Source organism: Bacillus sp. B15-48, from assembly GCF_016879755.1.
In the GTDB taxonomy this organism is placed as follows: Bacteria; Bacillota; Bacilli; order Bacillales; family Cytobacillaceae; genus Mesobacillus_B.
Window position 1 is genome coordinate 1 of record NZ_WOFU01000017.1, and the last position, 14,240, is coordinate 14,240.

A 14,240-nucleotide genomic window follows, 5' to 3' on the forward strand; every position below is an offset into this window, starting at 1 on the left:
TTGCCCACGTGTTACTCACCCGTCCGCCGCTAATCTTTAAAAGCAAGCTTTTAAAGATTCGCTCGACTTGCATGTATTAGGCACGCCGCCAGCGTTCGTCCTGAGCCAGGATCAAACTCTCCAATAAGATGAGACTTCCGTCGCGGGGTGTTTTCCCCCGTGATGGTTAGTCGAATCAATCAGGCGATTACGGACAGTTTATTTTCGCTGTTAGGCGGAAATATTACTGAACGTTGACGCGTGATAAATGGTTGAGTGATTAAGCTCATAAAATAAAACGTTGGCTTGTGATCTTCATTATAGAAGAAACACAAATTGTTATTGTTTGTTGACGCTTGTTTGTTTAGTTTTCAAAGAACAATCTATTAACACATCGCTCATAAGCGACTTTATTAATATACCACAACTTCTTTCGTGGTGTCAACAACTTTTTTAAATTCTAAAAGTTGATAACTTATCGCAACCAGAAATATATTTTCTCGTTTCTTTCTCGTTTCGCGACTGTTCCACAATGATATCACTCTAATTTATAACTGTCAACATCTTTTAATTTAATTTTTACTATCAGAAAGACATCACATATACACAGACAGAAGTATAGCCTGAATTGTTTTTCGGGGGAAAAGTTCTAGAAAAAAGCTTATCTAATTCATATTAGAAAAAAAGACCCGGTTCATTTATAAACCGGATCTTTCTTTTTCTCTTTTCTCCTATTAAGTTAAGAAAATAAAGTATAACAAGAAGATGATGAATAAGAAATACATAATTGGGTGTATTTGTTTCGCTTTGCCTTTTAAAATCATTGTAATTGGGTAAAAGATAAACCCAGCGGCAATCCCTGTTGCAATGCTAGATGAAAGCGGCATAATGATAATCGTTAAAAACGCTGGGACCGCAATTTCAAAACGAGACCAATCAATTTTCCCTAAGGAAGCGACCATTAGCACACCTACAATAATTAAAGCAGGTGCTGTCACAGCTGATGTAACAACAGATAATACCGGGAAAAAGAACATTGCCAGCAAGAAGAACCCTGCAGTAACAACAGCTGCGAATCCTGTTCTTGCACCCGCAGCCACACCTGAGGAAGATTCAACATAAGACGTTACCGTTGATGTTCCTAAAATAGAACCAATGATTGTTGCAGTTGAATCAGCCGCTAAAGCTTTGCTTGCACGCGGTAATTTATTATCTTTCATTAACCCAGCCTGATTGGCAACACCTACCAATGTCCCAGCTGTATCGAAGAAGTCAACAAACATAAATGTTATGATTGTCGCTAACATCGTTGTTGTGTAGAACGATGGATCACCGAACGCTGAAAAAACAGCACCAAACGTCGGCTCTAGACTAGGAATCGGACCAACGACTCGTTCAGGTGTATCAATTTGATTGAATAACATTCCTATAATTACCGTAATAACAATCCCGTAAAAGACTCCTCCATTAATTCCGCGTGTCATCATAATGACAGTAACAATTAAACCGAAAATGGCTAGTAAAGCGTTAGGGTTGGATAAATCACCTAAGGCTACATAAGTTGCGGGATCACTAATAATGATTTCTCCATTTTTCAAACCGATAAAAGTAATAAACAAACCGATCCCCGCACTAACAGCAAATTTTAGCTCAGCAGGAATTGCATTAATAATTTTTTCCCGAAGACCACTGAACGTTAAAATTAAGAAGAAGATCCCCGATACGAAAACAGCAGCAAGTGCGTGTTGCCAAGGTGCACCACTTCCTAAAACGATCGTATAAGCAAAAAATGCATTAAGTCCCATCCCTGGAGCAAGAGCGATTGGGTATTTAGCCCAAAGCCCCATAATAAGCGTACCAATTGCAGCAGACAAAGCAGTGGCTACAAAAACGGCCCCTACATCCATTCTTAATGCATCGGGTAAATCTGGTACATCTGCTAATGCCAACATCGACGGGTTGACAACTAGAATATATGCCATCGCTAGAAAGGTTGTTAAACCACCGATAAATTCTCGCCGGTAATTCGTACCTAACTCATCAAACTGAAAATACTTTTTCAACATTATTCCCTCCAAATAAACGAATCGCCTATCTCGTAAAAGTCTACACAATAAGAAAACGCCTCGTATACCGAAGGCGCTGACTACAGGTTGAAAAGGCTGAGGATATACTAATAAATAAGTACAAAAACTGTCCCATTCTTATTCACAACCAGCGTAGTCAAGTTCTTTACGGGAACTCGGTAGATACTTTTGGGCCATATCCCCAATACTATACGATGATATTATGTCCATTTTTTTAAATTCAACATTATTCTATCAGGACCTTTATACTGGGTCAAGACAAAAAGCGAACATTTTTCAATGTCCGCTTTTTATTGTTCGTATTTTCAGTTTTTATTCCCATTCAATCGTTGCAGGCGGCTTGCTAGTGATGTCATAAACAACACGGTTAATATGCGAAACTTCGTTCACAATCCTTGTTGAGATGACCTCAAGGACATCCCAAGGAATTCGCGCCCAATCTGATGTCATCCCATCAATGGACGTAACCGCACGAATACCAATTGTATGGTCATAAGTTCTCGCATCGCCCATCACACCAACACTGCGAATGTCTGGCAAAACCGTGAAGTACTGCCAAATATCACGATCGAGCCCTGCTTTTCGAATCTCTTCCCTTAAAATCGCATCTGATTCACGAACAATTTCTAGTTTCTCTTCACTAATTGCACCAAGTACACGAATCCCAAGACCTGGACCAGGGAATGGCTGACGCCAAACAATTTCATCTGGAATTCCTAGCTCTGTACCTAACGCTCTTACTTCATCTTTAAATAATGTATTTAACGGTTCAATCAATTTGAATTGCATATCTTCTGGTAATCCGCCGACATTGTGATGCGACTTTATTGTTTGCGCCGTTGCCGTTCCACTTTCAATAATGTCCGTATACAATGTTCCTTGGGCGAGGAACTCGATGCCTTTAAGTTTTGTAGCCTCATCATCGAATACATAAATAAATTCGTTTCCAATGATTTTTCGTTTTTTCTCAGGATCAGATACACCTTCTAATTTGCTAAGAAAACGTTCTTTCGCATCCACTTTGATTACATTCATATTGAAGCCTTCAGAGAAGGTTTTCATTACACTCTCTGCTTCTCCTTTTCGCAAAAGACCATGATCAACAAAAATACATGTCAACTGATCACCAATCGCTTTATGAATCAGCACAGCGACAACCGATGAATCTACTCCACCACTTAATGCACAGAGTACTTTTTTGTTACCAACTTCTTGACGGATTTTTTCCATTTCAATCTCGATAAAGTTTTCCATTGACCAATCACCAACACAACCGCAAACATTAAAGACAAAGTTCTTCAGAAGATCATTCCCATAGACTGAATGACGTACTTCTGGATGGAACTGAACAGCATATAACCCGCGTGATTCATCACTCATTGCTGAAATCGGACAAGAAGGATTGACCCCATCGACTCTAAATCCAGGGGGTGCTTCCGTTACTAAATCTCCATGACTCATCCAAACAGTTTGTTCATTAGGAGTGTCTAAAAACAACTTACTTTCATGCTGTAACGATAACAATGCTTTCCCATATTCCCGATTCGTTGCTGATTCTACTTTTCCACCAAAGTGAATCGTCATCAATTGCATTCCGTAGCAAATCCCTAAAATCGGTAATCCTAGTTTGAAAATTTCTTCATCACAACGGAAAGAGTTTTCATCATAAACACTGTTTGGTCCGCCTGAAAAAATGATTCCTTTCGGGTTCATTTTTTTTATTTCTTCTGCTGTAATCGTATGTGGGTGTAATTCACTAAACACCCCAAATTCCCTAATTCTTCGTGTAATAAGCTGATTGTATTGACTGCCGAAATCTAATACAACAATTTTTTCCTGATCTTGTATTTCCATTTTCTTTGACACTTCGGTCACCCCAATTTAATAAAATAATTTCTACGTTTATTATAGCCAATCTAAAAAAAACTAGAATCCTCCCTTTAAAGTTCAACAGGCAGATTTCTAGTTGTGTTTCATATTTCCTCTGCCTTCATAGTCAAATCATTTACGGTGATTCGGTAGAAACTTTCGATCCATATTATCGAGAATATACGAAGGATACTATTAAATTACTAAAACATTGTACCAATATACTATTTTTCAGGTCAAGCACGTGTTTTCCTCAATAATGTTTCCCAATCCTCCTTAGCCTCTAGCCATACCCCCTCTTTCAATGTAGCACGATAGAAATATCGCTCATATTGTTCTGTTAATCGCTGCATTTCTTTCCCTTTGAAAATGGAATCAATATACTTTGCATATTCTCTTAACGTTTGGCCTTGTTTACGCCCTAGACCAAACCTGTCCAACTGTTTTAACAATAACATAAAAGCTCTAGGGAAAATCTCATCTTTCTTTCTAAACTTAAACAAATAAATCGTATATATAGGCAACCATTTTTTTCGGAAGAGAAAAGGAATAAGCACCAGCACAAAGAGCGTAAATCCCCATTTTAAAAAGAGATTGTAGTGACTGTTTTGAAGTGAAAAATAATTAGCAATGCTAGAAGAACTAGATTCAGCATCACTATCTTCCATTTGACGATTTTCTCTCGTATGCGCGATTGCCTCTCTATCATCTGTATTTGTTGTCACTTCTGAACTGGTATTCAACTGAAAAGCGACATTGTTCGAAAACCCTCGTGTAGGCTCAAACGGGACCCAGCCAATTTCCGGAAAATATACTTCTACCCAAGAATGTGCATTATTATTTGTAACTTCATATACTCGTTTTCCTGATTCAAGCGTACGGATATATTCCCCACTTGTATACCCTTTTACCCAGCGACTTGGAATATCAAGCGTCCTTAACAACACAGCCATTGAAGTAGAGAAATTGTCACAATAACCCCGTTTTGTTTCAAACAGAAACTGTTCCACATAGTCTTGTCCTGCTTCAGGTACAGCAACATTTTGTTGATCATACACATAGGAGTTAGCTTGAAAGTAGCGTTCAATCGCCTGGACTTTGTCAAAAACCGTTTCTGCATCCATGGTAATCTCGAGCGCAAGTTCCCTAATCCTTGCTGGTAAATTTGCAGGGAGTTGTGTATAAATGTTTTTTATTGTTTCATATTCTCGATCATTTCTAGCCGCGCTGCTATTTTTAAGTGCTTCCACTTGAAAACTAGGTTTTTGATAATGGACCGTATACGATTCCGGGGTATTCGGCTCTAAATTTTGCAAAGGGATTATTTTTTGCGTCAATACATCCATCCTGTACCAAAACGGATCTTCCGTTTTTATTTCAATCAATCCATGTGGATACTGGATATGCGGATATTCCAACTCGTTATAGACGATGCTCGCCCTTTCTTCATAAGGGACGGTTTCAGCAAACGATAACATACTAACGGGTTCACCACTAAAGTCGACCGTTAGATTATTGTTAGAAACGACCCATCCTTTCCCTGTATACATATCCTTCGTTTCTACTTTCCAATAATGACGCTCGTCCACTTCTGCGCGAAATACAACTGTTTCATCGCCAAGAAACGGCCCCCCTAAGTTCGAGTCATCTGTCCCATATCCTGCCCGCCTGCTAATTCCTCCTTCTCTTAAGCCACTTTCTGAATTATACGATTGAATATACGGAACAGGATCAGGCCAAATTGGACCTGCCTTTGGGACTGCATATCCTATCATCACACTGCCTGCAACCATTATAGACAGGGGAATCAGCCATTTACGTGTAAGTAATACCGTCTTATGGAGCATTTCTTTTTCGATAAGGCGATGCAGAGTTAAAATCCCCATCACTAAAAAACCAACAATCACACTTCGTACAATAGCACCGTTCGCTTCATATGGAGTAAAAGTATCTAACACGGTAATGAAAACAATCGTCATAAAGAAAAAAATCAACATTTTTTTCCGCTTAATAAGCCAGTATCGAATTAAATAGACCATTAACCATAGGAGAATAAAGAACAACAACGTTCTATAAGCATCTGTCAGCTCTAAAAATTGTCCTTTCCATACTAGAGAAAAGTTGGTTACTAGCTCTTTAAAAAAAGTAGTTAACCATACTGGTTGAAAGAGAGAACCTTCATAATAAATGGAGTGAATGAAAAACAAAATATAGAATCCTTTAATAAAAAATCTGATGATGAAAGGGATGTTAATAAAAGCTAGCAAAAGGGCGATGATGGTAAAGCCTAGAAAGGCACCAAAGTATCCTGTATCTGTAAGAACTTCTACCGGCCTTAACCATTCCCAAAGTAAGAAAAAGCTAAGACCATAAAGTAAAAACGTAGAAAAACCTAATTTTGCGTTTCCTTGACTCAACCTCCGCTCACCTCCGAAAATCCCTCGGAAAAATTTCCTTCGCGAATGACAAACACTTGAATACCTCGGGAACGAGCAACAGTAATCCGATGCCATTCAGGATTAGAGACTGGCTCTTCTCTTCCCTTAACAATAAACACCGTTACTCTCGATCCTTTTGAAAAGAAACGATGCTGGTCAATCAGTTTCTTGGTAAAATCAGCTGTTACGAGCATTAATGTACTATATTGACGTCTTACTTCCTCTTCAAGAACGTGATCGAGAGGTTTATTACTTAAATCTTGAATTTTAGCCAAATGATAAAAAAGCTGTTGTTGCTGTGTTTCTCCTCCACGAATCGGAAAGAACATTCGTTTATCACTTACAGTTAACAGCCCGACCGCTGTTCCATTCCTTGCGATTGCACGAATGACAGAAGCAGTAAATGCTACAATTGCCTCAAAATTCGGGTTCGCTTTGCAGTCCATAACAATCATGACATCATGTGATTTTCGGTGTTCAAATTCCTTTGTCATAAATTGATCCCGTTTTGCTGTTGCCTTCCAATTAATCCAAGAAAACCGATCGCCAGGTTGATACTCTCTAACACCAACAGACATGGATAAATCACTTTGAAACCGTTCATTAGCAGCTTTCATCCCTTGTTCAAATTGACCGTCAATCGGTCGATAGGTCAATTCTTCAAATCGAGGAAAAACAAGAACATGATCCTCAACTAAGATAAACTGCTCTTTTTCAACCAAACCAAGGAGATCTCCCGTTTTTATCCGAATTTTTTTAAAATAATGCTCCCCTCTCGGCAACTCATCAATACTATATTCAACTTGGAATTTTCGACGAAACGAAGGGAAAATTATTTTTTTCGCTCGCTTCAATTTCCTTGTTTCATCCATCAAGTCCTCTATGATGATATACAATAAAGGAAATCGCCTTTTTCTTTTGATTAAAACCGTCACACTCGCTTTTTCACCAGCTTTTAGCTCTCGCTTATGAAAAATCCGTTCTGCTTTGAAATCAGATAACGAATACAATGATAGAGAAAGTGCGGAAACCGCAAAAGGAAGGAAACTATAAAACAAGAACCAACTGACAAAGCCCCCTTGAAACATTGCGTAGGAAAAAGCAAAAGAAATGAACAGCAACAATACGAATAGACTTTGGATTTCTTTAAATCGTTGTAAATAAGGTTTCATTTATTTCACATACCTTTGAACAGGTACTGGTACGTTTGCTAAAACATGATTTACTACTGCTTCCGCATCCATTCCTTCGAACCGCGCCTCTGCTTTTAAAATAATTCGATGCTCAAAAACATATGGAGTTAAATATTGGACATCATCCGGAAGGACATAGTCGCGATTCCGCATATATGCTAGCGCTTGAGCTGCTTTCATTAAACCGATCGCCCCACGAGGGCTCACACCAAGATGCACATGTGCATGCGAACGTGTTTCTTTAGCAAGTTCAACGATGTACCGCGTAATCGCATCCTCAACGTACACTTCTCTAATTTCCTTTTGTATATATTGAAGTTCATCAAGACTTATCACCGGCTCAAGTTCATCAATCGAAGCAAATTTCTGCGCTCTTTTTAACACTTCCATTTCTTCAGATAAACTAGGATACCCCATTTTCATTTTTAAAAGAAAGCGGTCAAGCTGTGCTTCTGGCAGGGGGTAAGTTCCTTCATAATCAATTGGATTTTGTGTAGCCATAACAAAAAAGGGCTTCTCAAGCTCATAAGTCACACCGTCTACAGTTACGGAGTTTTCCTCCATCCCCTCCAAGAGAGCAGATTGCGTTTTTGGAGACGTACGGTTGATTTCATCAGCTAAAATAATGTTTCCGATAATCGGACCTGGACGAAACTGAAATTCCATTTCCTTCGGATTATAAATAGAAACACCTGTTACGTCTGATGGCAATAGATCTGGGGTAAATTGAATACGCCGAAATTGAGCACTAACAGATTTCGCTAAAGCCCTTACCATCATCGTCTTCCCAACTCCTGGGACATCCTCTAGCAGGACGTGACCACCTGAAAAGAGTGAGACCAAACTTAGTTCTGCGACATCTCGTTTGCCAATCATCACTTTTTCAATGTTTACCAATACGTTCTCGATTGTTGGATTAATTTGATCTACCACTCAATTTCCTCCCGTATCTTTTATTTTAAAAATCATGGTTTGATTTATTCCCTCAATTATACGATACATTTTCTGTATTTTCTGTCAAAACAATTTATCACTTATTATGAAACTTTCATTTTACTAGAAAAAAATAAAGGCGAGAACCTCCAAATTAGTGGAAATCCTCCCCTCCTAAATGCTACCCCAAACAAGGCATTGCTCAAACACACATCATGTACGATGAAAATGCCTGCTAAATTTTCCTTAGACAGGCATTCTCGAGCATTATTTTTTTCATAACTATAAGGAGATAAAGTTTAGTCGGTTAAATTAAGTCCAGCTTCACAACATCTAATATTTTCTTCGGTGCTGCCGCCACTTACACCTATCCCACCTATTATTTCGCTCTCTACTCGAATCGGAAAGCCACCGCCCGCAACGATAAGCCTAGCGGTTTGAATCTTCCCATGGAAAAGTATCAGCTCTTCTTTATTCATTGGATACCAGTCATGCGTTGGTTTTCCTAAACTTATCGCTGTATAAGCCTTATTTTGCGAGTTTTCAATCCACTTAATTGGTGCTTGATCCATTTTAGAAAAAGCAACTAAATTTCCTGTTTCATCAACAACTGTTGTACTGATTGCAATACCCATTTTCTCCGCTTCAGCTTCTGAAGCTTCAATCATCCTTTTGGCAAGTTTATTTGCGATCGCTGGTTTTTTTAGTGCGTTCATGAAAATACCACCTTAGGAAGGTATTAGTCGACCTTGTTCGATTACAAGCGAATCATTTAACTCTCTTACTCTTTAAAGGAAAGGACTTATTTTAAAGCGATACAAATATTTTTCGCTTCTGTGAAAAATTCCAGGCTATAACCTCCTCCCTCTCGACCAATTCCACTTTTCTTAAATCCACCAAATGGAGCGCGATAATCACGTACAAACCAACAATTCACCCAAATCGTACCTGCCCGAACATGATGTGCGACACGATGTGCTCTTCGTAGATTTTCTGTCCAGATGCCGCCATTTAGTCCATAGGAGGAGTCATTGGCCATTTCCAATGCATCTTCTTCTGTATCAAAAGGGACAATTGTAACGACTGGACCAAATATTTCTTCCTGGCAAATTCTCGCTTTATGATTTTCCTGAAGGTAGACTGTAGGTTCCAAATAATAACCAGAAAAAATGCTTGCGGGTAATTTATCCGGGCGTTTGCCTCCAGTAATAAGCTTAGAATTTTCTAGCTCAGCTATTTCCAAATATTTTTTTACTTTTTTATAATGTTCTTCACTAACAAGGGGGCCGAGATTTGTTTTCGGAGATTGGGGGTCACCGACAATTAAATTTTCTGCTGCTTCTTTAAATTTAGATAAAAACTCATTAAGGATTGAACGTTGAACAAGAATCCTCGAGCCGGCTAAACATACTTGCCCGGAATTCTGAAAGGCTGCTTGAATCGATACTGGGATCGCCTTGTTCAGATCCGCATCTTCAAATACAATATTTGCCGCTTTTCCGCTTAATCCAAATGACACCCGTTTTATTGTTTTTGCTCCCTGTTCCATCACCGCCGCGCCATTTCGCGTTTTTCCTGTAAAAGCAATTAAATCGACTTCAGGATGGGTAGTTATATACTCTCCCGTTGAATTCGGCCCGAAGCCATGAACGACGTTTACGACGCCATCAGGAATTCCAGCTTGTTTTGCTATTTCTCCTAACAATGATACCGTTATCGGTGTCTCTTCTGATGGCTTAATTACAACTGTATTTCCTGCTGCGAGTGCCGGTCCAAGTTTCCAAGTCGTTAGCATAAAAGGCAAGTTCCAAGGTGTTATTAACGCAGCTACACCAACTGGTTCATATCGTGTATAGTTTAGATAATTCTCATCCATTGGGAATGTTTCTCCACTCTGCTTTTCCATGAGTTCAGCAAAAAACTTTAAGTTATCTGCTGCTCTTGGAATTTCATCATTAAAGGCAACGGTGAATGGTTTCCCGACATCCAAAGCTTCCAACCTTGCTAGTTCCCCTCGTTTACTCTGCACAATTTCTGCCATCCGTTTCACTTTGGCACAGCGCTCAGCCACAGACATTGTCCGCCATTCACTATGCTCAAACGCTTCCCTCGCTACACGGCAAGCATAGTCAACATCTTCTTTTCCTGCCTCAAATACCCTTGCGATTACCTCTTGATTGCTAGGGTTCGTTACGTCAAACATCTTTTCATCTTTTGATTTTACATACTTACCATTGATAAATAATTTGATTGTTCGTATACTCATTGTTCCTCCAGGTTTTTTAAGAATCCCTGGATCCACCTCCCCGTTTGTTAGTGATTAGCACAATCATTTTTACGGGAGCATTTTAAATAAAACGATTCCTATTTCTATTTTATGATTTAGTAAAACCAGCAACAATCAGCAATCATTTGCTAGGTGTATAGATATTCAACACTTTTCATTGATATGTCTAAAATAAATTTTGAAAATTTCTAGAAGGAATTGCAAAAATGGCACAGCTTATTTTGGCTGCACCAATTTATATATTCGCACGATAATAGATTATGCCATTTTTTTCTACGCTCTTTACTTTTCCGATTGACTCAAGATAAACCATCCGACTGATTGTAGACATGAATGGAGCAAAAAGTTTATAAAAGCTCAAGCCACCATATACTTCCTGGCAAATCTGATAACTCGTTTTCTCATCCTGTTTCACACAATCTACTACTTGTTCCAACCGATGTTGATGCCTTGACTTCGTTTCTTCTACCCTCATTGCCAAGTCCTCAATCATTATGCCATGTCCGGGGAGTGATTGTTTAGGTGAAAATGCTTTTACTTTATCTAAAGACTGGAAATAATCTTTCAATACATTCCCATCTTCTTCTGACCAGATCGCCACAATTGGAGAAAGATGATCGAACACAAGATCACCAAGAATCATCACTTCCTGCTTTGGCTCATAAAAACATAAATGGTCATGTGCATGCCCAGGAGTCCAAATCACTTCATACATATCGTTTCCAAGTTTAATTGGTTCATTGATTTGAAATAACCCATCTGGCTCAAAACGATAAGCGGGAGCTTCCATTCCAATTATATCTTCAGGTAAAGCTGGGCCATTATGCTCCTTAAACAATTTCCGTGTCCAGTTTGTAACTGTATGATCTCGATTTTTTTGAATTTCTTTATACCCTAAATCTGAGACGAAAACAGGAATTTGATAATTTCCTTGAAACCATCTACAAAGACCGATATGGTCAGGATGAGTATGCGTTACGACTATTTTTTCGATTTTCACACCAGAATCCATTAAGTTCTTCCAGAGTGTGATGGACTCATCAGCATAACTACCAGTGTCAATAACAGTGAAACCTTGATCCCCATAGATCAAATAACTGTTCAATTCAAACATTCCGAAAGGATAGCGCACAGTCAGCTTATATATATTCTCAGTAATTTTAGTTAATGGTGCAATTGAGTTTAACTCGATCCTGTTATCCATAGGCTACAACTTCCTTTTAATGATTTTTTCGAATAATATAATTATATTATAAATCACTCGTCGTTTTATAGCGAATGAATCATAAGAAACTCGCCGATTGGCGAGTCCCTTAGGGCGAGGACAGAAGCGTAGTTGCCCTGATATTAACCAAAAAATTTAGCCTTTTCCGATTTCTTCAATACTGACATAAGTGCTGTTAAAGGCCATTCCCTCGTGACCCGATGAGACTTCTCCCATATCTGTTGGGATAAAGGAAATTAACCTGTTCACTAAATTATGATCAGCTTGCACCAATAAAACGGATGGATGTACTTCATAAGAAAATTTGCATTTCAGCCTTAGTTCACTATTATGATTGTAAACGGTCACCCACGAACCATTGGTAATGCCTTTCCTTGATCCACTAGAAGGATGAACAAAAGCAATCGGTTCTCTCTTTCCCTTATCAATTAAATCCAAATTATGAAATTGTGAATTCAAATTAAATTGCCCATGATTCGTGAGCAATAAAAGTTGGTCACCGTTCTTCTCAAAACTAGAGAAAGTATAGTGGGCAATTGGTGGTTTTCCATTTTCCGATGCCCTTTCAGAATAAAACTCGAATTTCCCTGATGGAGTTTCAAAATTCTTGTCCTCCCAAGCTATTTCCGGCAACGGAGCTCTTTTTGGCCCTTCTAATAAACCCCGCCAATTCGTTATACCTAAGTTTTGATACATTTCATCGGTAAATTGTTCTTCAATAAATTCTTCTACCGTTTTTTCGTAAGGGAACGTCGAAAATCCTAGTCTCAACTCATTTAACCGCTTTGCGAGGAGTTTGACAATTTCTAAGTCGCTTTTGCTTTCATAATACGATTCGATAGCAGGTTCATTGATTCCAATCCAATGATGCCAATAGCTTGGTACGATATCCCATTCTTCAAAATTAGTTTTTGCTGGCAGGACGATATCTGATAATTGGGCTGTCGGTGTAAAAAACTGATCCACCGTCACAATCAGATCTAAATTATGCAGCAATTTTTTCAATAATTTTTGGTCAGGATTCTGCGTAACCAAATTTCGGCATGAAACCCATAACATTTTAATTGGCGGGTCTTTAGCTTCCTTCAAACCACTGGCAAAATCATTTATAGGGATGGAGCGTACACAGTTTTTCTCATTGAATCCTGATTGAAAATATTTCGTAATGTTATTGGTAAACTTCAAGCTCGCATTTTGGGCATATAAAATGCCTGAACCTTTTTTTCCAATATTCCCCGTCATGGCCATCAACGCATTGATGGAGCGAATATTTTGTCCTCCATTTTTATTCCTTTGAAAACCGAATCCAATCCAAACCATTGTATTTTTACCTTGTATAATGGTTTTTGCAATCTCCTCAATGATTTCCTTCTCCAATCCGCACTCCTTTAACAGCTCATCGAACTCAACGGAATTCAAGTAATTCAGAAATACATCAAAGCCTGTAGTATAGTTGTCAATAAAATTCGTATCCAATCCATTTTCCTCATAAATAACTTTTGCCAAAGCCAAAGCCATGGCACCGTCTGTACCTGGTTTTATTTGTACATATATATCGGATTTTTTTGCAGTAGCTGTATATACAGGGTCAATTGTAATGATCTTTGCCCCACGCTTTTTTGCTTCATATAGAAAAGGAACGGAATGAATGGATGTCCAAACAGGGTTACTTCCCCAGAGGATAATCGTATCAGCGTAGCGTAATTGCTCTGGTTCCGAGTTTTTATAAGCGCCAAAATCGTATATGGATGCATCCAATCCTGATGACCAGCAAGGAGAACCTACCGCTCTGGATGTCTCACCTAAACTATTAAAAAACCCTTCTACACTATTATGCAAAATACCAAAATTCCCTGAGTACTTATTCAATGCAAGTGACAGATTTGTTCCAAACCTGTCGTAAAGCTGGATGATTTTAGCGGCAATGATATCGATTGCTTCATCCCATGAAATTCTATTCCATTCACCGCTTCCCCTCTTGCTCTGAATCATCGGGAACTTAAGACGTTCAGGGTGGTACACATGGGATAGATAATTGTATCCTTTCGGGCACAACTTGCCCTTTGTATAACCATGTTTTTTATCACCAGTGACTTTAACCAACTTCCGATTTCTTGTATAACCAAGCATCGTACAGCTGCTGTAACAGTTTCTCGGGCAAACGTGACGAGTAATTTTATAATTTTTATCCATTCACCATACCCCCGAATTTTCGTGACCGAATGTGAA

Annotated in this window: 9 protein-coding genes, 1 rRNA gene and 2 riboswitches; all 10 genes read right to left on the reverse strand. The window is 38.8% G+C overall.

All coding sequences use genetic code 11. The annotated features are described in order from the left end of the window. Positions 1-127: ribosomal RNA gene (locus GNT69_RS23785) — 16S ribosomal RNA — on the reverse strand; the annotation flags it as partial. A gap of 586 nt (positions 128-713) precedes the next feature. After that, positions 714-2,042, reverse strand: coding sequence for an NCS2 family permease (locus GNT69_RS23790; protein WP_203557519.1), 1,329 nt, complete (start codon positions 2,040-2,042; stop codon positions 714-716). Positions 2,043-2,179: 137 nt separating this feature from the next. Then, positions 2,180-2,281, reverse strand: a riboswitch (purine riboswitch). A 97-nt stretch (positions 2,282-2,378) separates the two neighbouring features. Beyond that, on the reverse strand, positions 2,379-3,920 hold the full coding sequence (gene guaA / locus GNT69_RS23795) for a glutamine-hydrolyzing GMP synthase (RefSeq protein WP_203557520.1): 1,542 nt from the start codon (positions 3,918-3,920) through the stop codon (positions 2,379-2,381). Positions 3,921-4,039: 119 nt separating this feature from the next. Next, a riboswitch (purine riboswitch) is annotated at positions 4,040-4,141 on the reverse strand. Between the two features lie 30 nt (positions 4,142-4,171). Then, complete coding sequence (locus tag GNT69_RS23800) at positions 4,172-6,352, reverse strand: transglutaminase domain-containing protein (protein ID WP_239094449.1); 2,181 nt, start codon at positions 6,350-6,352, stop codon at positions 4,172-4,174. Beyond that, positions 6,349-7,545 carry a DUF58 domain-containing protein gene (locus GNT69_RS23805; RefSeq protein WP_203557482.1) on the reverse strand — a complete coding sequence of 399 codons (1,197 nt, stop codon included), beginning with the start codon at positions 7,543-7,545 and terminating at the stop codon, positions 6,349-6,351. The genes GNT69_RS23800 and GNT69_RS23805 overlap by 4 nt, the downstream gene beginning before the upstream one ends. Continuing rightward, positions 7,546-8,499 (reverse strand): AAA family ATPase, encoded by a 954-nt coding sequence (locus tag GNT69_RS23810; RefSeq protein WP_343206556.1) that lies wholly within the window; start codon positions 8,497-8,499, stop codon positions 7,546-7,548. A 299-nt stretch (positions 8,500-8,798) separates the two neighbouring features. Beyond that, positions 8,799-9,215, reverse strand: coding sequence for a GlcG/HbpS family heme-binding protein (locus tag GNT69_RS23815; RefSeq protein WP_203557483.1), 417 nt, complete (start codon positions 9,213-9,215; stop codon positions 8,799-8,801). Positions 9,216-9,301: 86 nt separating this feature from the next. Further along, the gene (locus tag GNT69_RS23820; protein ID WP_203557484.1) at positions 9,302-10,765 is read right to left on the reverse strand and encodes an aldehyde dehydrogenase; all 1,464 of its coding nucleotides are present in this window, start codon (positions 10,763-10,765) and stop codon (positions 9,302-9,304) included. Positions 10,766-11,021: 256 nt separating this feature from the next. Beyond that, positions 11,022-11,990 (reverse strand): MBL fold metallo-hydrolase, encoded by a 969-nt coding sequence (locus GNT69_RS23825; protein WP_203557485.1) that lies wholly within the window; start codon positions 11,988-11,990, stop codon positions 11,022-11,024. 156 nt (positions 11,991-12,146) lie between these two features. Further along, entirely contained in the window at positions 12,147-14,204 is a 2,058-nt protein-coding gene (locus GNT69_RS23830; RefSeq protein ID WP_203557486.1) for a molybdopterin-dependent oxidoreductase, read from the reverse strand. Positions 14,205-14,240: the final 36 nt, after the last annotated feature.

Bases quoted from the DNA above. Each gene is read 5' to 3' on its own strand.
- GNT69_RS23825 (WP_203557485.1), bottom strand. From the start codon at position 11,990: ATGGATAACAGGATCGAGTTAAACTCAATTGCACCATTAACTAAAATT.
- GNT69_RS23815 (WP_203557483.1), bottom strand. From the start codon at position 9,215: ATGAACGCACTAAAAAAACCAGCGATCGCAAATAAACTTGCCAAAAGG.
- GNT69_RS23805 (WP_203557482.1), bottom strand. From the start codon at position 7,545: ATGAAACCTTATTTACAACGATTTAAAGAAATCCAAAGTCTATTCGTA.
- GNT69_RS23830 (WP_203557486.1), bottom strand. From the start codon at position 14,204: ATGGATAAAAATTATAAAATTACTCGTCACGTTTGCCCGAGAAACTGT.
- GNT69_RS23820 (WP_203557484.1), bottom strand. From the start codon at position 10,765: ATGAGTATACGAACAATCAAATTATTTATCAATGGTAAGTATGTAAAA.
- guaA (WP_203557520.1), bottom strand. From the start codon at position 3,920: ATGGAAATACAAGATCAGGAAAAAATTGTTGTATTAGATTTCGGCAGT.